The sequence below is a fragment of the Jatrophihabitans sp. genome (assembly GCF_036388195.1).
Lineage (GTDB): Bacteria > Actinomycetota > Actinomycetes > Mycobacteriales > Jatrophihabitantaceae > Jatrophihabitans_A.
On sequence record NZ_DASVSG010000072.1, the window covers coordinates 1 to 21,946 of the forward strand.

Consider the following 21,946-nt stretch of genomic DNA (forward strand, 5'->3'; position numbering starts at 1 on the left):
AGCACCAGCACGACCGATGTGCCCCCGACGTATCCCACACTGATCGGGTCCGTCATTTCTGCGACTTCTTCGCTGCCTGGGTCGAGCCGAGATCCAATCAATACTTAGGTCTTCTTGATGTCTTCAACCATGAACGAATACTGTACGGTCAGCGCCTCGCGCTTCAATCAGTTGATGTCACATCCGAAAGTGTTTCGGTAGCCATCGATACGTGCAGCGACAATGTCATCGATCAGCTAGTTCCTGAAATTCGAGGGCGCCTTGATATAGAACGGTTCAGATACAATATAACGGACCTCGTGAACGCAGTACGAAACGACCCTGCCAGTCTTGGGGGTCTGAGAGCTAATGAGCGCTACTTGGCGTACTGGGGGGATTGGAGCGAGATGCGATTGCGAATATTCGAGATTGACGAGGCCGCGCGCGCTCTGCTCTTGGGAGTCGACGGGCAATCGGCGCTTGCCGATCTCCTTCGCTTGGCAGCAGGCGCGGGTGGCACCGCATCACACCGAAACGCCCTCCGGAGCGCGATGCGAGATATGATGAGCATCGGTGTCGTTGGAGTCCGGTCAGGGACTCGAGCTTGATGCGCATTATCTTCTGCGATAATGTTCTCATCGACCAGTATTACCCGGATTCATCACTGGACGTGCAGCCACATCTTGGTCTTCTGTCACTTTTGGGAGTTGCATTCGACAGTGGCCACGAGGGCGCAATCTTCGATCCTAACCTCGCGCTCATGCAGAAGAAGCTTAGCCTTACGGACAATTTTTATCGCGATATGGCCCGCAATCTTCTCGACCTGGAACCAGACGCCTTAGGCTTCACGACGCTCGGTTGCAACCTGATATGCACTTACAAAGTAGCGCTGTACGTCAGAACGCAGCGGCCCGATCTGCCGATAATTCTTGGCGGTCCGCATGCCACCATCCTGCATAAAGATATCCTCCGAGAATTCGACGTATTCGATCTTATTGTGCGCCAAGAGGCTGAAGGAAACCTGCCCTCATTGTTGAAGATCCTCGGAACGGTCGATACGCCTGAACGAGTTAAAGCTTTTGCTGAGGTCCCGGGTCTAACGTTCCGAAAGGGACGCGAGCTCGTATCCACGCCGCCAGCCCCTCTCATCGATGACCTCGACTTGCTGCCGTGGCCCGCATACCAGCACTACCCCATTGAGGAGTTGGGGCTGAAGTCAATGCGTGTCGAAGCTGGCAGGGGGTGTCCTTTCAGTTGCACTTTCTGCTCAACGGCGTCATTCTTCGGTCGCCGTTACCGGCTGAAGTCTGCTAGCCGGCTCGTCGATGAGCTTGATTTCCTGAATCGTTGCTACGGGATTGCCGACTTCTCCTTGACTCACGACCTCTTTACCGTGAACAAGGTAAAGGTGCGGGAGTTCTGCAGAGCGGTGGCTGGCCGCGGGTATACCTGGTCGTGCTCCGCGCGAATGGACTGCGTCGACAATGCGCTTCTTTCAGACATGCGCGATTCCGGGTGCCGCTCTATTTATTATGGCGTGGAAACGGGTTCGCGTCGAATGCAGAAGATCAGTGACAAGCATCTCGATCTCGACCTTGTCGAACCGGTTCTCGACGCGACAGGTGACCTGCGGATGAAGGCGGTAGTTTCGTTGATTACCGGATTCCCGGAGGAGACCAAGGAGGACCAGGCCGCAACCATGAACTTGCTTGGGAATTGTACGAAGCGATCCCAGGAGCTCATCGACCTTCAGCTCCACCTGCTCACACCTGAGCCGGGGACAGCACTGCACTATCAGTACTCTGATCGACTGGAGTACGACGGTTACATTACCGACTTCAACTTTCCGACGATGGAAGCCGACGATGCGCATGTGATAAGCAGCCTTCCTGGACTATTTATGAATCACCATTACTATCCAACGGAAATTGAGCGGTCTCGACATATATTCGCTGAGCAATCGTTCCGACTCCTGATTATGCTTGGTTTCCCGATTCTTCATAACATGTTGCAGAGTTTCGAAGGCCAACTGAGCAGACTTGTGGACGCTCTTTATACCTATACGATTGGGGCTGAGAGACCACTAGACCACGCAGCCGTCGCCGCGTTCGCGGCCGAGAAGTGGGGTAGCGATAATATTCTGACCTCTGCGGTTCGTTATCTCATGACGGGTATACGACTCCGGGCTGCGGCGAGCGCAGTTGCTAGCAGCGGCTCGACCGATTGCACTGATCCAAGCGCGAGCTTGCAGCTCAGTCCCTCCGCCGCGCTTCTGACGGACATTCATAAAGTCCCTGATCTACTGATTGATTTGTCACAGGATGCGTGCGAGCTGGATGAAGAGCGCTACGGTCCTGCGCGAGATGCATATCTGGTGTTCGTTGAACGGGATCGGCCCAGCGAAGTGCGCAACTTTGAAGTAGGTGGACTGGCTCTGTCGCTAATTCAGTGGCTCCATGAACCTCGGACGATTGCAGACGTCGCATCATGGACGCGACAGTTTGATGCGCACGGCGAAATGCTCGACGGTATTGTTGACCGTCTTCGTCGGCTTGGCCTCGTTTCGCTTACGAGTTAGCACAGCGCTATGGGAGATCCCTTCACAACCCCGAGACCGCGGGCATCTGCAATCGACGCGATCGAGGGCTTCTACCTTACTCATGTGCTTAATTACTTTCACCGGCTGGGACTCTTGGCTGAGATAGGTGAGGGTGTTTCGGTACACGTGCTTGCGGACAAGTATGGGTTCGACTCGAAGCGGCTAGAGGTGCTCCTCGAATTCCTCGCGGAGCGTAGCAAGGTAATTGTTAGGTGCGGCGGGCGTGACCGCCCCTCGAAATATAAGCTGGCCGACGGAGATATGGCATCCGATTACTCTCTCGGATTTCAACTCGATAAGTTTGTGGGCGGGTACGGACCGGCGATCGCAGATCTTGGATTATGTTTACTCCCAGGCAAGGTTGGTGCGGCCCTCGTCGACCGAGAGATCGAGTCAGCAGCGTATCATCGAGTAGGGTCGCCCCCGAACCCAGTTGTGCTCGCTATCATGTCATCCCTGCGGTATCCGGCTCTATTAGATCTGGGTTGCGGACCTGGCACAACGCTAGCAGCCCTAGCTGGCCGAGATGCCGCCTTTGTTGGATGGGGTGTAGATCTCACCGAGGCTATGTGCGTGAAGGCGCGGTCATGCCTAGATAACTTCGGGGTTTCCGATCGAATAGAAATCATTCACGCTGACGCCCGATTCATCGATGCTGCTGTTACCGCTTCGATACGTCAACGGACGGAGGTGATACATTGTAAAGGTTTGATGAACGAATTGTTCGGCGGTGGCGGCGCGGAGGCGACTGCTTATTTAGGCCAATTACGTCGAGCATTTCCCGGTAGATTGCTGCTGAATGTAGACTACTACGGCAAATTGGGTCGCCTTCGGCACCTTCCGTCCCGTTACCGGCACACCCTGTTGCACGACGTTGTACAAACGATAACTGGGCAGGGGATACCCCCGGCTGACTCTGCTGGCTGGGCGGACGTATACAGCGCTGCAGGTGCGGAACTGGAGCATGCGTACGAAGGTGACGATTCAGGGATCGAGTGGTGCGTGCACGTGGTCCGCCTATGAGGGCCAAGTCGTTGAGTCACAAGAACGCGACGAGGCCGCGGAGGGCTGGAAAGGCCCGTAAGGCTGCGGCTCAGGGGTGTCAATCGGATAACTCTCGACAGCCGGGGCACCCGCAGTCCGTGCCTAGTCGACGGCGCCATCGATAAGGGCAGACATCAGGCCCTGGCCCCGGAATCCGCAGCGAACGTAGAAGCATGGAAGCGACCACACCGGCAGGTCATCGACCTGACCGAAATCGCGCTTGCGCTCCAGCCACGGTAGTTCATGGCGTGGGGTGAGCCGGCACCAGCCGACCGCGGCGCCGGATTGATCGAGTGCCAGCAGCCCTCCAGCGGCGGCCCCATCGAGGGATCGACCGGTGAGACAGCCGCAGCTCTCATCAGCCCAGTGCCGCTATGCCGCCTCGATCACACCGAACATCTCATCAGGGCTAGCGGGCGTAACGCGCTGCCGCCCCGCACTCCCCACACCGGAACACCCCGCCCTCGGCCGCGGTCAGCTCCCCGTGCCCGACACACGTGGGAGCCCCGTCGGCAGACAGCACCACGTTGCCGATCCCGACGTCCCAGCCACCCTCGACGTCGAGCAGGCGCTGGATGGCTCCGCCGCTACCCTGCCGGGCCTGGTGCAGCGCGCGTACCGCCGCGACCGTCGCGGTGACGACCCGGGACCCCGGCGTCCAGCCCTCGAACGAGTTGGCAGCCGGCACGATCGGCTCGTCGCCGCGCATCCGGATCACCAGCTCGCGGTCCTCGCCGGTGTCGAGGGCGAAGGTGAGCAGGTAGCAGCCTGGCTCGGCAAGAGCCTCGATCTTGGAAAGCAGCGGGTCCACTCCAGCAGCATTCCAGACAGGTTGAGAAATCAGGGCTTACCCCGGGTGACCGTCGGCGTCGGCTTGCTGGTGGGGCGGCCTGCGCGAGTGGTGGGCGGCGGCGGATGAGAAGGTCGTGGGCGCTTCGTCTTGCGGGGCTTTGATGACGGCTTCGGGTCCGGGCGCGTCCGCGCCGCGGCTGGCGCGCTACTGGCGAGAAGGCGGGGGATAGCTTGTGACGAAGCCGCCGGCGCGCCCGGGGATGTCGTGAGGGCAGGCATCGACGAGCTGGCCGGTCCGCGGCTCAGTGATGGGGAGGTCCTCGACGGGGACGGACGCACCGTCACGCTTCCCAGCGGTCCACTCGGGGCAGCAGCCCACTGACCCGGCGTGGGAGTTCTGTCCGGCCCAGGAGTCGAGTCCGGCCCAGGAGTCGAGTCCGGCCTGATGCCGGGCGAGAGCAGCAGCGCGGCCGCAACCGCGGCTGCCGTCACGACCCCCGCCACGGCTGCCAGCACACCCACTGCGCCGCCGAGGCGTCTGCCGGTCTTCCCGCTACCCGATTGCGCGCGGCGGGCCGGAACGTAGCGGTGGCTACCCGCCCGGGAGAGGCGTGCGCGCAACAGGGCCAACGCGCCCAAGCCGGTCAGTGCGAGCGAGCACAGCAGGACATCAGCGCGCACGCGGACTCGTCCGGTCAGTCACAGGCGCGGTCATCACATCGATCGATCGTAACGACGCGTCGTGAGCTCCCCATCTGGCCCGGGCCTGATGCATGCCGAAACGGCGGAACCACCGCATCGCCTCACTCGCGGTCGGAGAAGCGCTCCCACGCCGATTGCCGCGTCATATCCAGCGCCTCGCCGATCCGCGCCCAGGACACCCCGCGACCGCGGACCCGGCGTACCCAGATGGTCAGGCTGCCCTCCACCTGGCCGGCGACCCTGGCGATCTTGGGCAGGTGATCCAGCAGCTGCTGGTCGGTCATCGCCTGCCAGTACGGCAGCTCCGGCGGGGCATCACCAGCCGACTCGCTAGCCGAGGAGAGGATCTCGTTGCAGAGCCGCACGCACTCGTCGCAGATGTAGATGCCCGGGCCTGCGATGATCTTGGCGACCTCGTGGTCGGGCTTGGCGCAGAACGAACAGGCGATGGTGACGGCGGTAGCCGGCTCGGCGGTCATGGCACGGCTCCTCTCGTAGCACGTCAGGCTGTTCCTGACAGATTGTCAAGGCCAGCCTGACGCGTCAAGCACCTTGGCGAATGTCGCAAGCGGCCGAGGGCTCCGGTTTTGCTAGCGTGGATTCATGCAGCCCGACTTCGCTGGACCTTCCGACGACGCCGGGAGCAATTGGCCAGCCTCCGGGAGCAATCGGCCAGCCGCCGGGGACAGCCGCCTCAAGATCGGCGTCCTGGTGGTGGCCTTCAACGCCGAATCCACCCTGCAAGCCACTCTTGACCGCATCCCGCAGGACATCCGGGCCAAGATCGACGAGATCCTGATCTTCGACGACGCCAGCGAGGACCGGACCGTCGACGCCGGCCTGGCCTGGCGCGAGGCCAACGCGATCCCGACCACGGTGATCCGGCACGTCAGCAACCTCGGCTACGGCGGCAACCAGAAGGCCGGCTACCAGCTGGCCCTCGAGCACGGCCTGGACGTGATCGTGCTGCTGCACGCCGACGGCCAGTACGCCCCGGAGGCGATGGCCGACCTGCTGGCGCCGCTGGAGCGCGGCGAGGCCGACGCCGTGTTCGGCTCCCGGATGCTGGAGCCCGGCTCCGCCCGCGCCGGTGGCATGCCGCTCTACAAGTACCTGGGCAACCGGGTGCTCACCACGTTCGAGAACCGGCTGCTGGCCTCGAAGCTCTCGGAGTTCCACTCCGGCTACCGGGCCTACCGGCTCTCGGCGCTGGCGGAGCTGCCGATCGGGTTCAACACCGACGACTTCGACTTCGACACCCAGATCATCATCCAGCTGCTCGACGCCGGCAGGCGGATCGTCGAGGTGCCGATCCCGACCTACTACGGCGACGAGATCTGCTACGTCAACGGCGTGAAGTACGCCCGGGACGTGGCGCGCGACGTGCTGCAGTACCGGCTGACCAAGGTCGGCATCGGCACCCACCGCTGGGTGCCGGCCGATCCGGAGTACGCCGCCAAGGAGGGCGAGGGCACCTCGCACACCGTGATCACCGAGATGCTGGCGGCGATGCCGTCCGGCCGGGTGCTCGACCTCGGCTGCTCCGGTGGCCGGCTGTCGGAGCGCGTCCGCCGGCTCGGGCACAAGGTGGTGGGCGTCGACAGCATGGAGATCGCCGGGGTGCGCGACCGGGTCGACGACTTCTTCCTCGGCGACCTCGAGGACGGCATTCCGGAGGCGGCCGGCGGCGACTTCGACGTGGTGATCGCCGCCGACGTGATCGAGCACGTCCGCTACCCCGAGCGGCTGCTGCGCCAGATGGCCGAGGTGCTCTCACCCACCGGCCAGATCGTGATCTCCACGCCCAACTTCGGTCACTGGTACTCCCGCGGCCGGGTGGCGCTGGGCGCCTTCGACTACGACCGGCGCGGCATCCTGGACGAGACCCACCTGCGGTTCTTCTCCCGCAAGAGCCTGCGACGGACGATCGGCTCGGCCGGCCTGGACATCCTGCAGCTGGAGTACACCGGCCTGCCGCTGGAGGTGCTGACCCGCGCCGACAGCTGGAAGTCCCGCTGGGCGCGCAGCGTCGACCGCCGGCTGGTGCGGCTGCGTCCGACCGTGTTCGGCTACCAGTTCGTGGCCCGGCTCCGCCCGCACCATGCCGGCTCCGTCACCCACGTGGCGTGACATGACTGCCCAGCCGCACTCGGCCGTCGCCGAGCCGACCACCTCCGCCCCGGGGCGCGAGCAGCAGGTCGGCCGGCACCGGCGGTGGGTGCTCGCGCTTGCCCTGATCGCCCTCGGCCTGAAGCTGGTCATCGCCGCGCGGACCTACGGCACCAACGACATCAGGCACTGGACCAACTTCGTCAACGGGGTGGCCGAACGCGGCCCGGTCGGCATCTACGGCATCACCTTCGAGCGGTCGTTCTACAACCACCCCCCGCTGATCGGGTATTTCCTGCAGCTGGTGGACTTCGCGCGCCACTACGGCGTCAGCATCGGCTTCTCGATCCGCTCGGTGGCAAGCCTGGCCGACGTCGGCTCGGCGCTGCTGGTCTTCGAGATCCTGCGCCGCCGCCGCAGCCTGCGCGAGGCGACGTGGGCGGCCGCCCTGGTGGCGGTGAGCCCGGTGCTGTTCATCATCTCCGGCTTCCACGGCAACACCGACCCGATCTTCGTGCTGTTCACCCTGCTGGCCCTGCACCTGCTCGCCGATCGGGGCAAGCCCCTGCCCGCCGGGCTGTCGATGGGCGTCGCGATCGGGATCAAGATCGTCCCGGTGGTGGCGGTGCCCGCCTTGCTCGTGCTCGCCCTCCTGCAGGGACGGCGGAGCCTGCTGAGGTTCGGCGCCGGCTTCACGGCCGCGGTCGCCATCAGCTGGCTGCCCGCCCTGATCGCCCACGCCCAGCCGGTGCGCGAGCACGTGCTCGGGTACGCCGGCAGCGGCATCAGCCAGTGGGGATTGATCCAGATCGGCCACTGGTTCGATGATCCCGGCTGGGCCGACTTCCTGACCGGCGCGGGCCGGTTCCCGGTGGTGCTGCTGTGCGCGCTGGCGCCGGCTGCCCTGGTCTGGCGCCGGCCGGCGATGGCCGCCGAGGCGGTCGGCCTGTCGCTGGTCAGCTTCCTCTTCCTCAGTCCGGCGTTCGGCTGCCAGTACCTGGTCTGGGCGATGGCCGCCGCGTACCTGCTCAACTTCGGGTGGGCCACCGTCTACAACCTCGGCGCCGGCCTGGTGCTGTTCAAGATCTACACCCGGTGGGCCCATGGCTTCCCGTGGAACCATGCCGATTACTGGGGATTGGTCGGCATCGAGCTGGTCGGCGCGCTGTTGCTGTGGGGGTGCCTGGGGATTCTGGCCGCACTCGGGGTGCGCCGCATCCTCAGGAGCGAGAACCCGGCGCGCGCGACAGGACCGGAGCCAGGCCGCAGAGCCGGAGTCAGGCCAGGTAGCCGAACTGGGTGATCCGCTCGGCGGCGTAGGCATACTGGCTCGGATCGGCCGGCGCGAGGGTGCCCAGGCCGTCGACGTAGCGGTTGTACATGCAGAAGGCAGCGGCGATCAGCACCGTGTCGTGCAGCTCGATGTCGGTGGCGCCGGTGGCGCGGGCCGCGCTGATCAGCTCGGGCGTGACGTTGCGGCCGCTCACTTGCACCGCGGCGGCGATCCGCAGCAGCGCGCGCAGCTTCGGTGACACCGGCGCGCTGTCCAGGTCGGTACGGACCTGCTCGACCAGCTCCATGCCCTCATTGAGCTGGGCCGCGGCGAAGGCCGAGTGCGACCCGCAGCAGAACTGGCACTTGTTCCGCCCGGAGACGTAGGCCGCGATCAGCTCGCGTTCGCCGCGAGACAGGGTGCTCGGCTCGCGCAGCAACACCTCGGCCAACTCGTTGAGGGGCTTGGCGGTTTCGGGCCGGAAGATCAGCGGTCCGTTGATGCCCGGAAACTTGGTCTCATCGACTCCGAGGGCAATGTGGGCCATGGTGTTCACGCTCGATTCAGTAGTGCCAGCAGATTGTATAGTGACACTATCTAATGAGTCGCGGGCATGCGAGCGCCGGCTCGAGCTGAGCAATTATGGAGAAGTGACCGGCACGGGATCGGACGCCGGTCAGCGTTGGTAGCTGAATTGGGCGATCCAGCAGGCCACACTCGTGACCAAGACCAGTAGGCGTTGCTGGGCCAGCTCCCCTTGACCCGCTCCTACGCCGGGCCGGCCTGGCACACATAGACAAAGGCTGCTATGAACGGATCCTCAACCGGTCATCGGGACTCGATGGCTCGTAGTCCACTTGAGGCGAGTGTGCCCGGTCCATCAAAAGGTAAAGCTGGCTAACTTCCTGTGCCTAAGTTCTTGACAAGTCCTGAGCAAAGCAGGACATTCCCTGACATAAATATTTAGAGAGGAACCTTCAATGCGATCTCGCCTACTCGCGTCCATGAGTGCTCTCGGGCTTACCCTAGGTGGCCTGCTGGTATCCGCCAGCCCAGCCGGAGCCGAGCCAGCTCACTGCAGTTGGTGGAACAACTCGATCCGTGATCTCTACACCGCCGGGGGGATTTACTTCAAGGATGGGGCGCCCATCCGAACGGGGGCGGTCTCGGAGTGCAATATCGTGGGCTCCGGTTCCTCGAATCACGGCATCGACATCCACTGCCGCGTCAAAAACGACCAGGGCGCCAACTGGATCCACCTCCGCGACACGACCACCGGAGTGGCCGGCTGGTCTCGAGCCGACAGCCTCAGTGGGCCCGCGACCTCCGTTCCCAATTGCTTCAGCTAGGCAAGCACCCCCCGCACTGGGTGACCTGCGGGTCTCTGCCCGCAACTAACCGGCCCGACCCTCCTCACGGGCCGCGTCGGTCAGATACCGGTAGCCGAATTCGGGTGTCAGTTTCAAGTGACCCACTACCGAACTGGGGAGGATCCGCCGCCAGGTCTGAGCAGCACCACAACACAATGATGTTTACTTAACATCATTATGACGTTATGAATTGATCATGACGTCATAACTAGTGCTCTCGGTCGGAACACCTCAGCCGAACCGGCCGGAGATGTAGTCCTCGGTGCGCCGCTGGCTCGGGTTGGAGAAGATCTTCTGGGTGTCGTCGATCTCGACGAGCTGGCCCGGCTTGCCCACCCCGGCCAGGTTGAAGAAGGCGGTGCGCTCGCTGACCCGGGCCGCCTGCTGCATGTTGTGGGTGACGATCACGATCGTGTACTTCTGCTTCAGGGATTGGATGAGGTCCTCGATCGCGAGCGTCGAGATCGGGTCCAGCGCCGAGCACGGCTCGTCCATCAGCAGCACCTGGGGTTCGACGGCGATCGCCCGGGCGATGCACAGCCGCTGCTGCTGACCCCCGGAGAGTCCCGCGCCGGGCTTGGCCAGCCGGTCCTTGACCTCCTCCCAGAGGTTGGCCGCCCGCAGCGACTTCTCGACGATCCCGTCGAGCTCGGCACGCTTCATCCGCCCTGCCTGCAGCTTCAGGCCGGCGGCCACGTTGTCATAGATCGACATGGTGGGGAACGGGTTCGGCCGCTGGAACACCATCCCGATGGTGCGCCGGACACTGACCGGGTCGACGTCGGATCCGTAGATGTCCTCGCCGTCGAGCAGCAACTCGCCCTGCACCGTCGCGCCGGCGATCACCTCGTGCATCCGGTTGATGGTGCGCAGCACGGTGGACTTGCCGCAGCCGGACGGCCCGATGAACGCGGTCACCGAGCGCGGTGCGATGGTGAAGTCGACGTCGGCCACCGCCAGGAACTTGCCGTAGTAGATGTTGAGGTTGCGAGCCTCGATCCGCTTGGCCATCTAGCTATTCTCCCCTTGCTGCTCAGTGTTGCGTATCGAAAGAAGAGGCTCAGGACGAGACCTTGCTGCGGCTGGCGATCAGCCGGGCGAGCAGGTTCAGCGCCATCACCAGGAGGATGAGGGTGAGCGCGGCGGCCCACATCCGGTCGGCCGCATAGTGCACGCTGACCTTCTGTCCGCCGCGCAGGATGGTGGTGCTGCCGAGATTGCCGAACTGGTCCTTGATCATGCCCGGCAGCGAACCCTGCGGCCCGCTGAACAGGTTGTTGTTGTCATTGGGCGAGTACCCCACCAGCACCAGCAGCGGAGCGGTCTCGCCGGCGACCCGGGCCACGCCCAGCACGATCCCGGTCATGATCCCGCTCATGGCGGTCGGAAGCACGATCTTGACGATGGTCTTCCACTTGGGCACCCCCAGGGCGTAGGAGGCCTCGCGCAGCTCGTCCGGGACCAGCCGCAGCATCTCCTCGGTGGTGCGGACCACCACCGGGATCATCAGCATCACCAGGGCCAGCGAGACCAGCCAGCCGGCGCGCTGGCCGGACAAGGTCGTGACGAACACGGCATAGATGAACAGGGCGGCCACGATGGACGGGATGCCGGTGAGGATGTCCACCATGAACGTGGTGGCCCGGGCCAGCGGGCCCCGTCCGTACTCGACCAGGTAGATGGCCACCAGCAGCGCGATCGGCACCGAGATCACCGTGCACAGCGCAACCTGTTGCAGGGTGCCGACGATGGCGTGCAGCGCGCCGCCGCCGCTTTCGCGATAGGTGACGCCCCGCTGGCTGCTGGTGAACCAGCCGCTGCCGAGGATGCCGGCCAGGCCACGGCTGAGCACCGTCCACAGCAGCCAGACCAGCGGGACCAGGGCGAGCAGGAAGCAGCCGTAGATCACCGTCGTCGCGAGCCGGTCCTTGGCCTTGCGCAGCGTGGTCCCGGGCGCGGCGGCCAGCGAGCCGCGGGAGATCGTCGCGCTCGTCATGAGAACTCCTTGCGGCGGTTGACCACCCAGCGGGCCGCGGCGTTCACGGCGAAGGTCAGCACGAACAGCACCAGGCCGGCGGCGATGTAGGCCCCGGTCTGGGACGGGCTGTTGAACTCCGAGGCGTTGTTGGCGATCTTGGACGCGAACGTCTCACCGCCGTTGAAGATGGAGAACGAGAAGGCGCCGGTATTGGAGACCTTCGACAGGATCAGCGTGATGGCGATCGTCTCGCCCAGCGCCCGGCCGAGCCCCAGCATCGCGCCGCTGACCAGGCCCGGCCGGCCATAGGGCAGCACCGCCAGCCGGATCACCTCCCACCGGGTGGCGCCCAGCGCCCAGGCTGCCTCGATGTTGGCCCGCGGAGTGCGCTCGAAGACGTCGCGTCCGATCGCGGTGATGATCGGCAGGATCATCACCGCCAGCACCACGCCGCCGGTGAAGATCGTGCCGCCCCTGACGTTGTGGTCGGCGAACAGCGGAAACCAGCCGGCTCGCCGGGACAGCAGGTCGGCCAGCGGCTGGATCTTCGGCGCCAGCACCGCGATGCCCCAGACCCCATAGATGATCGAGGGAATCGCTGCCAGCAGGTCGATGACGTAGGCCACCGGACGCGCCACCCGGGCCGGGGCGTACTGGGAGATGAACAGGGCGATCCCGATCGCGACCGGCACCGCCAGCGCCATCGCCACCAGCGAGATGAGCACCGTGACCCAGAGCAGCGGCAGGACCCCGAAGTCCAGCGTGTCGCCGCCGACGTCCCAGGTGCGTGCGGTCAGGAAGTTGGACCGGTCGGAGGTGATGGCCGGCAACGCCCTGATGACCAGGAAGACCGTGACCAGCCCGATCAGCAGCACCAGGAACGCGCCGGCCCCTGAGCTGAGGCCGGCGAGCACCCGGTCGCCGAACCGGCCCGCCCCGGTCCGGCCGCCCAGGCTGCCGGCTCCGAACACCGGTTCCTGATCGGGCAGGATCCCGGCCGGCTGGCTGGAGCCGACGACGGGCACGACCACGGGCCGGTCCACCCGCAGGGCCGGCCCGCTCGGATCAGGCGCCGGCTCCGGACGGTCGGAAACCGCCGGGCCGGCCATCCGGCCCGGCCCGGCGGTATCGGCCGGCGTCCGATCGATCATGGGTGTCTCTTTCGGCATCGTCGGTGCTCCTCGGCCCCGGGTCCTAGCTGATCGACTCGACCGCGGCCTTCACCTGGGTCTGGATCTCGGTCGGCAGCGGCGCGTAGCCCAGGTCCTGCAGCGCGGCCTGGCCATCGCCGGCGGTGTAGGTCAGGAAGGACTTGACCAGCGAGCCGACCTTGGGGTCGGCGTACTTGGAGCAGACGATCTCGTAGGTGACCAGGATGATCGGGTAGGCCCCGGACGCCCTGGCCGCGTAGTCCAGCTTGAGCGTCAGATCCTTGCCGCCGTTGCTGGCCACCTTGGCGGCCGCCACCGCGGCTGCGGCGCTGTCGGCGGTGAGCTCCACCGGGCCGGCTCCGTTGTCCACCCTGGCGGTGTCCAGATCACCGCTCACCGCGAAGGACCATTCGACGTAGCCGATGCCGCCCTCGGTCGAGCCGATCGCCTGCTGGACGCCCTGCGATCCGGCTTTGCCCTGCCCCGCGAAGCCGGCCTTGGACGAGTCCTTGTCGGGCTTGGAGGTGAAGCCGGCCGGGTCGTTGGCGGCCAGGTACTTCTCGAAGTTCTGGGTGGTGCCCGAGGAGTCGCTGCGGTAGAACACCGTGATCGGGGTCGAAGGCAGCGAGGCGTTGGCGTTGAGGGCCTTGATGGCGGGATCGTTCCAGGTGGTGATCTTGCCCAGGAAGATCCTGGTGATGACCTTCGGCGTCAGGACCAGGTCCTTGACCCCGTTCACCTTGTAGGCGACGGCGATCGGGCCGGTCACCATCGGCAGGTTCAGCGCCGGCGAGCCGCACACGGCGGCGGCCTTGGCGACCTCGCCGTTGGCGGGGTCCAGCGCCGAGTCAGAGCCGGCGAAATCAGCCTGCTTGGCGATGAAGTTGGAGACCCCGGCGCCGGAACCGGTGCCGTTGTAGGTGATGGTGGTGCCGCTGCACGTGGCCTGGAAGTCCTTGATCCACTGCTCCATCGCGTTCTTCTGGGCGGTCGAGCCCTCGGCCTTCAGCGAGCCGCTGGCGCACGCGGCCGAACTCGAGCCTGCGCTCGAACTGCCGCCGTCCGGGCTGGCGCCGGCGTCGGCCGACGTGCCGCTCGAACCGCAGCCGGTCAGCGCGATGGCGCCGGCCGCAAGTCCAGCCAGAACGCCTGTACGGGTGGTGATCGACACCAGTAGTCCCTTTCGTGGTTCGTGGGGCTGCGCGAGCGGGGGGCTTGCTCAGCCGTCGGAATCGTTGACGAAAGGAACGCTAGGCAGCAGAGGTGGCCTGCCGGGGAGTGCTCGGTGAACGGGACGTGAACGGCGGTCGGCAGCTGGTCTCAGCCGGCGGCGAACTGGATGTCGCGGGCGAAGACGGTGAATCCGAGGCCCTCGTAGAGGCTGCGCGCGGTGCTGTTGTCAGCCTCGACATAGAGCAGCACGGCGCCCAGCTCCCGCTCGCGCAGGTGTCGCAGTCCCGCGACCAGCAGCGCCTTGCCGAGCTTGAGTCCCTGCGCCGCGGGGTCCACCCCCAGCACGTACACCTCGCCCATCGGCTCGGCCGTGTCGGTGTGCACCTTCGTCCAGTGATAGCCCAGCAGCTGCTCACCGCGGACGGCGAGCAGGAAACCGGCGGGGTCGAACCACGGCGCGGCAAGCCGGTCGGCGAGGTCGGCGGGCCCCCAGCGGCCCTGCTCGGGATGGGAGGCGAAGGCCCGGGCGTTGACGGCCAGCCACGCCTCGTCGTCGGCGCCGGGCCGGAACGCCCGGATGCTGATCCCCTCGGACAGCTGCGGTTGCGGAAGGTCCAGGTCGGTGAGGGAGCGGCGCAGCTGCAGCAGGGTCCGCACCGGCTGCCAGCCGGACTGGGCGGCGGCCTGGGCGGCGACGCTGTTGCGGCCGTGCGCCCAGAGCCGCAGCAGGCGGGGATCGACCAGCCGGCCGGCGGCATCGAGCAGCTCCGACGCCACCAGCGGGTCGGTTGCCACCAGCTCCACGGCGCACGCCTGGTCGCTGGGATCCAGCTGGGCGTAGCCGAGCAGCACCGTCTCCTGTTCGTAGACCAGATGCCGCACCGGCGGTCCGGCCGTCAGCCGCAGCAGCGCCTGCTCGCTCAGCGGCGGGGTGTCGGCCGAGTCCGGGCTCTGCCGTGCCAGCTTGCGAACCGCCTCAGCGGTGTCCGGGCTGAGCGCGGCGACAGCGGAGATCGGCGAGGTCACCGGCCAAGGTTAGCGGCCTGCTCCTGCTGGACGTCGCGGTCCGGTGCTGCCAGGTAGCCGTCGTCGGGAGAACTACCGGCCCGGGCCCGCAGCCCCGGCTCGGCCGGCTTGACGAACTTGTAGCCGACGTTGCGGACGGTGCCGATCAGGGCCTCGTACTCCGCGCCCAGCTTGGCGCGCAGCCGGCGCACGTGCACATCGACGGTGCGGGTGCCGCCGAAGTAGTCATAGCCCCACACCTCCTGCAGCAGGTGTGAGCGGGTGAAGACCCGGCCCGGGTGCTGGGCCAGGAACTTCAGCAGCTCGAACTCCTTGTAGGTCAGATCCAGGATGTTCGACTTCAGCCTGGCGGTGTAGGTGGCCTCCTCGATGGTGAGGTCACCGACCTTCACCACTCCCGGCTCGCCCTCCTGCACGGAGCTGCGCCGGCCCACCGCCAGCCGCAGCCGGGCGTCGACCTCGGCCGGGCCCGCGGTGTCCAGCAGCACGTCGTCGACCGGCCAGTCCGCCGACAGCGCGACCAGGCCGCCCTCCTTGAGCACCACGAGGATCGGCAGGCTGACGCCGGCGGTGGCCAGCACCTTGGTGAAGGCCCTGGCGCCCACCAGGTTGAACCGGCCGTCGATCAGCACCGCATCGGCGCTGCCGGTCAGCAGCGGGCTGACGTCGAGGTCGAGGACGCTGATCCGGTGCCCGAGCAGGCCGAGGGCAGGAAGCACCTCGGTGGTCGGCTGCGCTGCCGTGGTGAGGAGGAAGATCTCCATGACGCCTCCCGGCTGGGCCGGTAGTAACCGCTACAGGAACAATGTTCCCATGATCAGGGGTCCGGAACCTGTGCGACTTCGGACAGCGGACGGCATTGTTCTATCGGCCGACTATTACGCCGATGTTTCCGGCGGCCCTGTCTACCTGGTCGGCCACGGTTTCACCGGGTCGTCGCGGACGCCGCAGGTGGTGGGGATCGCCGAGCAGCTGCGCTCGCTGGGCGGGTCGGTGCTGGTGCTGAACTTCCGGGGACACGGGGCCTCCGAGGGCCTGTCGACGATCGGCGTGGACGAGATCGCCGATGTCGAAGCCGGGGTGGGCTGGTTGCGCGCCCGGCGTCCGGGTGTGCCGATCGTCACGGTCGGCTTCTCGATGGGCGCCTCGATCGTGATCCGGTACGCGGGACTGGGCGGGGATCCGGACGCGGTGGTGGCGGTCAGCGGCCCGGGTCGCTGGTACGAGCGCGGCACCGACCCGATGCGGCGGCTGCATCTGGGCGTCGAGACCCGGGTGGGCAGGCTGGTGCTGCACCGGATGTTCCGGACCCGGGTCGGGGGCGGCTGGGACCTGCTGCCGGCCTCGCCGGTGGAGGTGGCCGCCTCGATCAGCGCGCCGCTGCTGGTGGTGCACGGCGACGCCGACCCCTACTTCGGCGTCGAGCACGGCCGGATGCTGGCCGCCGCGGCGCCCAACTCCGAACTGTGGATCGAGCAGGGCCTCGGGCATGCCGAGAACGCCATGACGCCCCAGCTGCTGGAACGCATCAGCGGCTGGGTCCGCCGCACGGTGCCGGCGTCTGCGACCATGAACCCGTGACCGTGGACAGTTCCGCAACGACGGAGCAGCAGCCCCGCACCCCCGCGGCCGGGACCCTGCAGATCCAGCTGGCGATGCTGACCGCGCTGGCCGGCGGGGTGCTCTCGCTCGGGTCCTATCTGGGCAACGTGGCGCTGCTGGCCGCGGTCGGCGTGGTGCAGCTGTTGCTGATCCTCAGCTGGCTGTTCGGCACCTCGGTGCCCGGCCGGAGGGGCGGCCTGGTGCTGGCGGTGCTCGCGGCCGGCGGAGCTGACGCGGCGATCATGCGCTGGCCCGACAGCGGCTACTCGCCGGTGCTGGGGGTGCTGGGCATGGCGGTGCCGCTGCTGTTCGCCCACCAGCTCAGCCGCGGCGTGGTGCGGACCAGGGTGCTGGAATCGCTGGCCGACATCACCGTCCTGCTGATCGCGGTGGTCGCGCTGGCCGGCCTGCTCGTGCTGCGTCGGCAGAGCAACGGCGACATCCTGACTCCGGCGGTGCTCGGCGCGATCACTGCCGGGCTGGTGGCGGCCCACTTCACCGACGCGGTCCTGCCGGCGCCCCGGTTCGACCCGCAGGTCGATCGCGGACTGCCCGCGGTGGTCGTCGGGGTGCTGGCCGGCGCCCTCGTCGGGATGCTCAGCCTGCACCGGGTGATCGACCTGGCCGGTGGCCGGGGCGCGTTCGTCGGAGCCTCGATCGCCGCGGTGGCCTGCCTGCTGTCGATCGGGGCGGCCTTCAGCGGTGTGCGTACCAGCCTCGCCCCGGCGGGGACCGCGGGCCCGGCGGGACCGGCCGTTCGGCTGCGTCCGGTGGCGGCGGTCCTGATGACGGTGGCGCTGAGCACGCCGGCGGCCTACGTCCTGGTCAACGCGCTGTCCGGGTGAGCTCCGGCTGAGCCCGGTGAGCTCGGCGTCCCGGTGAGCCCGTGGCCGCAGTTGGCCGGTTCGGGCGCCGTTGACTAGGCTGCCATCATGGGTCAGTTGCTCACCTCCCGCCGCGCCGTGGACCTGTGCCGCGTCGGCAGCGCGCTGTGTCCCTCCCTCTGATCGGGTAGCCCGAAGCCGGAGTGCCGGCGCTGCCCCCATCCCTCGCTGTGCTTCACCGCCCCGCGACCGGAGGACTCTCCTGGTGGCGAAGGCCGTCGAAGATCATCCCTATTGATCAAGGAGAAACCAACTCATGAGCCGCTCAGAAGCGCTCGTCTCGGCCGATTGGGTCGAACAGAACCTCAGTACCCCCGGTGTCGTGATCGTCGAGGTGGACGAGGACACCACCGCCTACGACACCGGGCACATCGCCGGCGCCGTGAAGCTGGACTGGAAGCTCGACCTGCAGGATCCGGTCGTCCGGGATGCGGTGAGCAAGGAGGACTTCGAGAAGCTGCTCTCGGCCAGGGGCATCAGCAACGACGACACCGTGGTGCTCTACGGCGGCAACAACAACTGGTTCGCCGCCTACGCCTACTGGTACTTCAAGCTGTACGGCCACGACCAGGTCAAGCTGCTCGACGGCGGCCGCAAGAAGTGGGAGCTCGAGGGCCGGGAGCTGACCAAGGACGAGGTCTCGCGGCCGGCGACGGAATACCGGGCCAAGGACCAGGACCTCTCGATCCGGGCGTTCCGCGATGAGACGGTCGCCGCGATCGGCACCAAGAACCTGGTGGACGTCCGGTCGCCCGACGAGTTCTCCGGCAAGCTGCTGGCCCCGGCGCACCTGCCGCAGGAGCAGTCCCAGCGCGGTGGCCACATCCCGACCGCGGTGAACGTGCCGTGGTCCAAGGCGGCGAACGAGGACGGCACCTTCAAGTCCGACGAGGAGCTGGCCAAGCTCTACGCCGACGCGGGCCTGGACACCAGCAAGGACACCATCGCCTACTGCCGGATCGGGGAGCGCTCCAGCCACACCTGGTTCGTGCTGCACGAGCTGCTGGGGCACCCCAATGTCAAGAACTACGACGGCTCGTGGACCGAGTACGGCTCGCTCATCGGCGTGCCGATCGAGAAGGGCTGAGCTCGTGAGGATCGCAGCGAGCGCCAGCGAGCGAGGACCGGAGCGAGCGGCCGATGAGCGCTCGCGCGAAGAGGAAGTGAGCTGAGCATGTGCGGAGCCCCGCCCCAGGCCCCCACGCTGCCGCCACACGTGGACATCACCAAGGAGACCGTGATCTACGGAACGGTCTCACTGGACGACGCGCCGGTGCCAGGCGCGTACGTCCGGCTGCTCGATTCCAGCGGCGAGTTCACCGCCGAGGTGCTGACCTCGGCCACCGGGGACTACCGGTTCTTCGCCGCGCCCGGCGAGTGGACGCTGTCGGTGCTGCACAACTCCGGTTCGACGCGTCAGCAGATCAGCGCGTCCGGACCGGGCCTGGTGGAAGCGTCGCTCGCCCTGGCCTAAGGCGACCGGCGGGTCAGTAGACCAGCGCCTGGACGTTCGGCTGCAGGATCTCGTCGACGAAGGTGGCCGAGCCGGCGATCCGGACCCCGGGGATCAGCTGATCCCCGGTGATGGATCGCCGCTCGGCGCACTGGGTGCAGACGGTCAGGGTGCCGAGTTCCAGCACGGCGTCGCGTAGCTGGGCCAACGGCGCCGAGTGCGGCAGGACGAAGCTCTCGGCCTGACCGGGCACGCCGAACCAGGCGGCATCGCCGGTCAGCCAGAGCGAAACCCCGATTCCGGTGGCCGCTGCCGTGGCAGCGACGGTAAAGGCCTGCGCGCACCGCTCGGCATCCGTGGCGCCGGCGGTGCACTTGACGATCAGGGCGCGGGGTCGTGTGTCCACAGCGACTATCCTTGCTCCATGGAGGCGTTTTTCATCATCCTGCTCATCGTGTCGTTCCTGGCGATCGCCGGGATGGCCGCCCTGATCGTGAGCAAGCTGTTCGCGGGCCAGCAGTAGGTGACCGAGCAATCCCTCCCTGAGTCGCCGGAGCCGGCCGAGCAGGCCGTGCCGGAGATCACCGATACCACCGACCTGCGGTCAGGTCCGGAGATCCATCAGGGGCTGCTGGCGGTGCTGGGGCTGGTCGGGCGCTGGTCCGGCTTCGGAAACGGCGCCAAGCCCGCCACCGGTGAACAGTTCCGCTACGCCCAGCGGGTCAGCTTCGCCCACGACGGCCGGCCGTTCCTGTCGTATGAGTCCCGTACCTGGTTGCTGAACCCGGACGGCTCGGTGCTCCGGCCGGCGTTCCGGGAGAACGGCTTCCTGCGGATGGGTAGCGGCTCCGACGAGCTGGAGCTGGTGCTGGCGACGGCGGTGGGCATCGTCGAGGTGTTCACCGGGCTTGCCGGCGATTCGCGGTGGGAGCTGGCCAGCTCGGGGGTAGGCCGTACCCGGTCGGCCAAGGAGGTCGCCGGTGAGCGGCGGCTGTACGCGCTGTCCGGGGGCAAGCTGATGTATGCCCAGGAGCTGGCGCTGACGCCGGGGGACTACCGTCCGCACCTCAATGCCAGCTTGACCCGCGACTGACGCACAGAGCCTCCAGAGCAGCTGGATCCCCAACGGGCGGGATCCGAACTGACCCCGGACATGTGAAAACCCCGAGCCGGTTCACGGTGAACCTGCTGCCGGTCGGACAAGCCCGGCGACTCGGGGTTTCAGGAGGGCACCGGACTAGCCGGCGACCTCCTTAGGTGTCCGAGAGCGCATCAAAGTTCTGGACCACCTCCTCTCCCATACGCATACCAAGATACTTGGCTGTGCGGCATCGGGCCAGCGGTTTCCCCATAGCGGCCTACCATGGACGGATCATGGCCCACCAGCAACCCGCGCCGTCCGACTCGCTGGCCGGCCGGCTTCGGGAACGCGGCCTGCGGATGACGCCGCAGCGCCAGCGCGTTATGGATGCCGTGACCCAGCTGGTGCATGCCACCCCGGACCAGGTGGCCGAGGCGGTGCCTGAGGTCGACCTGACCACGGTGTACCGGACGCTGGAGGTGCTGGAGCAGATCGGCATGCTCGCCCATACCCACCTGGGTCACGGGGCGCCCTCCTACCGGCTGGCCGGCGATGACCACGTGCACGTGGTCTGCCATCACTGCTCGTCGGTGGTGGACGTGCCTGCCGGGCTCGCCGACGAGCTCGCTGACCGGTTGCTGGCCGAGCGCGGTTTCGTGCTCGACCGCTCGCACTTCACCGTCTTCGGCGCCTGTGCCGACTGCGCCGCCCGCACTGACCGCACTGACCGCACTGACCGCGCTGACCGCACTGCCAGCGCTGACCGCTCTGCCAGCACCACCGGAGGAAACCCGTGACCGACTACCGCTCACCGCTGCTGGACTGGCCCGGGGCTGTCGAAGCCGGTGGCCGTGACTCCGGAACCGCCTGGCACTACGGCGACCCGCTCGGCGAGCAGCGCCGGGCGATGGCCGGCGCCGGCCTGATCGACCGCTCGCACCGGGACGTCCTGGTGGTACCGGGCCCGGACCGGCTGGACTGGCTGCACGCGATCTGCTCCCAGCACCTGAGCGCTCTGGCCGACGGGGACTCCACCGAGGCGTTGGTGCTCTCGCCCAACGGGCACGTCGAGCAGCACTGGCAGCTGACCGAGCTCGGGGACCAGGTCTGGATCGACACCGAGCCGGGCGCGGCGGACGAGGTGCTCGGCTACCTGCTCAAGATGCGGTTCCTCAAGCGGGTGGAGCCGGCGATCGTCACCGCTGAGTTCGCGGTGCTGTCGCTGATCGGGCCGGACGCCATCGAGGTGCTCGGCCGCGCCGGGCTGCCGGTCCCGGAGTCCAAAGCCATCGCGCTGCCGGGTGCTGGTTTCGTGCGTCCAGCGCTGTCAGCAGGCGGCCCGGTGGACCTCATCGTCGCCCGGGCGGACCTTGCCGAGATCGCAGACCGGCTGCGGGCCGCGGGTGCGCACCCGATCGGCAGCTGGGCCGCCGAGGCGCTGCGGGTGGAGCGCCGCCAGCCGCGGCTGGGCCTCGACACCGACCACCGCACCCTGGCCCACGAGGCGGGCTGGATCGGCTCGGCGGTGCACCTGGACAAGGGCTGCTACCGCGGCCAGGAGACGGTCGCCCGGGTGCAGAACCTCGGCAAGCCGCCGCGCCGGCTCGTCCTGCTGCACCTGTCCGGCGACTCCGAGCAGCTGCCTGAGCCGGGCAGCCCGGTCGAGCGGGACGGCCGGGCGGTCGGCTTCGTCGGAACCGCCGTGCAGCACCACGAGCTCGGCCCGATCG

The 21,946-nt window shown here is 67.0% G+C and carries 23 protein-coding genes; 12 read left to right on the plus strand and 11 right to left on the minus strand.

Features of this window, described 5'->3' with window-relative positions; translation table 11 throughout:
• Nucleotides 1-586: 586 nt before the first annotated feature.
• Both VF612_RS07450 and VF612_RS07455 read left to right on the plus strand, forming a co-directional pair.
• Nucleotides 587-2,557 carry a radical SAM protein gene (locus VF612_RS07450; protein ID WP_408659221.1) on the plus strand — a complete coding sequence of 657 codons (1,971 nt, stop codon included), beginning with the start codon at nt 587-589 and terminating at the stop codon, nt 2,555-2,557.
• A gap of 468 nt (nt 2,558-3,025) precedes the next feature.
• On the plus strand, nt 3,026-3,601 hold the full coding sequence (locus VF612_RS07455) for an SAM-dependent methyltransferase (RefSeq protein WP_408659241.1): 576 nt from the start codon (nt 3,026-3,028) through the stop codon (nt 3,599-3,601).
• A 123-nt stretch (nt 3,602-3,724) separates the two neighbouring features.
• Here VF612_RS07455 and VF612_RS07460 read toward each other — a convergent pair whose 3' ends face one another.
• The 3 genes from VF612_RS07460 to VF612_RS07470 form a co-directional block, all read right to left on the minus strand.
• Nucleotides 3,725-3,925, minus strand: coding sequence for a hypothetical protein (locus tag VF612_RS07460; protein WP_408659242.1), 201 nt, complete (start codon nt 3,923-3,925; stop codon nt 3,725-3,727).
• A gap of 106 nt (nt 3,926-4,031) precedes the next feature.
• Entirely contained in the window at nt 4,032-4,433 is a 402-nt protein-coding gene (locus tag VF612_RS07465) for a hypothetical protein (RefSeq protein ID WP_408659222.1), read from the minus strand.
• Between the two features lie 784 nt (nt 4,434-5,217).
• Entirely contained in the window at nt 5,218-5,595 is a 378-nt protein-coding gene (locus VF612_RS07470) for a ClpX C4-type zinc finger protein (protein ID WP_408659223.1), read from the minus strand.
• A 124-nt stretch (nt 5,596-5,719) separates the two neighbouring features.
• Between VF612_RS07470 and VF612_RS07475 the strand changes: the two genes are divergently transcribed.
• On the plus strand, nt 5,720-7,246 hold the full coding sequence (locus VF612_RS07475; protein WP_408659224.1) for a methyltransferase domain-containing protein: 1,527 nt from the start codon (nt 5,720-5,722) through the stop codon (nt 7,244-7,246).
• 1 nt (nt 7,247) lies between these two features.
• Nucleotides 7,248-8,528, plus strand: a complete 1,281-nt coding sequence (locus tag VF612_RS07480; RefSeq protein WP_408659225.1) for a glycosyltransferase family 39 protein — start codon at nt 7,248-7,250, stop codon at nt 8,526-8,528.
• Here VF612_RS07480 and VF612_RS07485 read toward each other — a convergent pair.
• The 7 genes from VF612_RS07485 to VF612_RS07515 form a co-directional block, all read right to left on the minus strand.
• Nucleotides 8,503-9,045, minus strand: a complete 543-nt coding sequence (locus tag VF612_RS07485; protein ID WP_408659226.1) for a carboxymuconolactone decarboxylase family protein — start codon at nt 9,043-9,045, stop codon at nt 8,503-8,505. The two genes, VF612_RS07480 and VF612_RS07485, sit on opposite strands and share 26 nt — an antisense overlap.
• A gap of 1,054 nt (nt 9,046-10,099) precedes the next feature.
• Nucleotides 10,100-10,879 (minus strand): phosphate ABC transporter ATP-binding protein PstB, encoded by a 780-nt coding sequence (gene pstB / locus VF612_RS07490; protein WP_408659227.1) that lies wholly within the window; start codon nt 10,877-10,879, stop codon nt 10,100-10,102.
• Between the two features lie 49 nt (nt 10,880-10,928).
• Nucleotides 10,929-11,864, minus strand: a complete 936-nt coding sequence (pstA, locus tag VF612_RS07495) for a phosphate ABC transporter permease PstA (protein WP_408659228.1) — start codon at nt 11,862-11,864, stop codon at nt 10,929-10,931.
• The gene (gene pstC / locus VF612_RS07500) at nt 11,861-12,997 is read right to left on the minus strand and encodes a phosphate ABC transporter permease subunit PstC (RefSeq protein ID WP_408659229.1); all 1,137 of its coding nucleotides are present in this window, start codon (nt 12,995-12,997) and stop codon (nt 11,861-11,863) included. The genes pstA and pstC overlap by 4 nt, the downstream gene beginning before the upstream one ends.
• Before the next feature lie 43 nt (nt 12,998-13,040).
• Entirely contained in the window at nt 13,041-14,168 is a 1,128-nt protein-coding gene (pstS, locus tag VF612_RS07505) for a phosphate ABC transporter substrate-binding protein PstS (RefSeq protein WP_408659230.1), read from the minus strand.
• 149 nt (nt 14,169-14,317) lie between these two features.
• Nucleotides 14,318-15,196, minus strand: a complete 879-nt coding sequence (gene mshD / locus VF612_RS07510) for a mycothiol synthase (RefSeq protein ID WP_408659231.1) — start codon at nt 15,194-15,196, stop codon at nt 14,318-14,320.
• A complete protein-coding gene (locus VF612_RS07515) occupies nt 15,193-15,960 on the minus strand; it encodes a winged helix-turn-helix transcriptional regulator (protein ID WP_408659232.1) in 768 nt (255 codons plus the stop codon). Before VF612_RS07515 ends, mshD begins: the two co-directional genes overlap by 4 nt.
• A gap of 70 nt (nt 15,961-16,030) precedes the next feature.
• On the opposite strand from VF612_RS07515, the gene VF612_RS07520 reads away from it, so the two are divergent.
• The 5 genes from VF612_RS07520 (at nt 16,031) to VF612_RS07540 (ending at nt 19,156) form a co-directional block, all read left to right on the plus strand.
• A complete protein-coding gene (locus VF612_RS07520; RefSeq protein WP_408659233.1) occupies nt 16,031-16,777 on the plus strand; it encodes an alpha/beta hydrolase in 747 nt (248 codons plus the stop codon).
• A complete protein-coding gene (locus VF612_RS07525) occupies nt 16,774-17,643 on the plus strand; it encodes a hypothetical protein (protein ID WP_408659234.1) in 870 nt (289 codons plus the stop codon). The genes VF612_RS07520 and VF612_RS07525 overlap by 4 nt, the downstream gene beginning before the upstream one ends.
• 87 nt (nt 17,644-17,730) lie before the next feature.
• Nucleotides 17,731-17,805 carry a putative leader peptide gene (locus VF612_RS07530; protein ID WP_408659243.1) on the plus strand — a complete coding sequence of 25 codons (75 nt, stop codon included), beginning with the start codon at nt 17,731-17,733 and terminating at the stop codon, nt 17,803-17,805.
• Between the two features lie 133 nt (nt 17,806-17,938).
• On the plus strand, nt 17,939-18,769 hold the full coding sequence (locus VF612_RS07535; protein ID WP_408659235.1) for a sulfurtransferase: 831 nt from the start codon (nt 17,939-17,941) through the stop codon (nt 18,767-18,769).
• An 87-nt stretch (nt 18,770-18,856) separates the two neighbouring features.
• Nucleotides 18,857-19,156, plus strand: coding sequence for a DUF1416 domain-containing protein (locus VF612_RS07540; protein ID WP_408659236.1), 300 nt, complete (start codon nt 18,857-18,859; stop codon nt 19,154-19,156).
• Nucleotides 19,157-19,169: 13 nt separating this feature from the next.
• On the opposite strand, the gene VF612_RS07545 is transcribed toward VF612_RS07540, so the two are convergent.
• Nucleotides 19,170-19,541, minus strand: a complete 372-nt coding sequence (locus VF612_RS07545) for a DsrE family protein (protein WP_408659237.1) — start codon at nt 19,539-19,541, stop codon at nt 19,170-19,172.
• 117 nt (nt 19,542-19,658) lie between these two features.
• Here VF612_RS07545 and VF612_RS07550 point away from each other — a divergent pair, with 117 nt between their 5' ends.
• The 3 genes from VF612_RS07550 to VF612_RS07560 form a co-directional block, all read left to right on the plus strand.
• Nucleotides 19,659-20,228 carry an FABP family protein gene (locus VF612_RS07550; RefSeq protein WP_408659238.1) on the plus strand — a complete coding sequence of 190 codons (570 nt, stop codon included), beginning with the start codon at nt 19,659-19,661 and terminating at the stop codon, nt 20,226-20,228.
• A gap of 281 nt (nt 20,229-20,509) precedes the next feature.
• Nucleotides 20,510-21,013, plus strand: coding sequence for a Fur family transcriptional regulator (locus VF612_RS07555; protein WP_408659239.1), 504 nt, complete (start codon nt 20,510-20,512; stop codon nt 21,011-21,013).
• Nucleotides 21,010-21,946, plus strand: a 937-nt coding sequence (locus tag VF612_RS07560) for a YgfZ/GcvT domain-containing protein (protein ID WP_408659240.1), incomplete at its 3' end; no start/stop codon positions are given. The genes VF612_RS07555 and VF612_RS07560, both read left to right, overlap by 4 nt.

Bases quoted from the DNA above. Each gene is read 5' to 3' on its own strand.
- VF612_RS07450 (WP_408659221.1), top strand. From the start codon at position 587: ATGCGCATTATCTTCTGCGATAATGTTCTCATCGACCAGTATTACCCG.
- VF612_RS07455 (WP_408659241.1), top strand. From the start codon at position 3,026: ATGTCATCCCTGCGGTATCCGGCTCTATTAGATCTGGGTTGCGGACCT.
- VF612_RS07470 (WP_408659223.1), bottom strand. From the start codon at position 5,595: ATGACCGCCGAGCCGGCTACCGCCGTCACCATCGCCTGTTCGTTCTGC.
- VF612_RS07475 (WP_408659224.1), top strand. From the start codon at position 5,720: ATGCAGCCCGACTTCGCTGGACCTTCCGACGACGCCGGGAGCAATTGG.
- VF612_RS07480 (WP_408659225.1), top strand. From the start codon at position 7,248: ATGACTGCCCAGCCGCACTCGGCCGTCGCCGAGCCGACCACCTCCGCC.
- VF612_RS07485 (WP_408659226.1), bottom strand. From the start codon at position 9,045: ATGGCCCACATTGCCCTCGGAGTCGATGAGACCAAGTTTCCGGGCATC.
- pstB (WP_408659227.1), bottom strand. From the start codon at position 10,879: ATGGCCAAGCGGATCGAGGCTCGCAACCTCAACATCTACTACGGCAAG.
- pstA (WP_408659228.1), bottom strand. From the start codon at position 11,864: ATGACGAGCGCGACGATCTCCCGCGGCTCGCTGGCCGCCGCGCCCGGG.
- pstC (WP_408659229.1), bottom strand. From the start codon at position 12,997: ATGATCGATCGGACGCCGGCCGATACCGCCGGGCCGGGCCGGATGGCC.
- VF612_RS07515 (WP_408659232.1), bottom strand. From the start codon at position 15,960: ATGGAGATCTTCCTCCTCACCACGGCAGCGCAGCCGACCACCGAGGTG.
- VF612_RS07535 (WP_408659235.1), top strand. From the start codon at position 17,939: ATGAGCCGCTCAGAAGCGCTCGTCTCGGCCGATTGGGTCGAACAGAAC.
- VF612_RS07540 (WP_408659236.1), top strand. From the start codon at position 18,857: ATGTGCGGAGCCCCGCCCCAGGCCCCCACGCTGCCGCCACACGTGGAC.
- VF612_RS07555 (WP_408659239.1), top strand. From the start codon at position 20,510: ATGGCCCACCAGCAACCCGCGCCGTCCGACTCGCTGGCCGGCCGGCTT.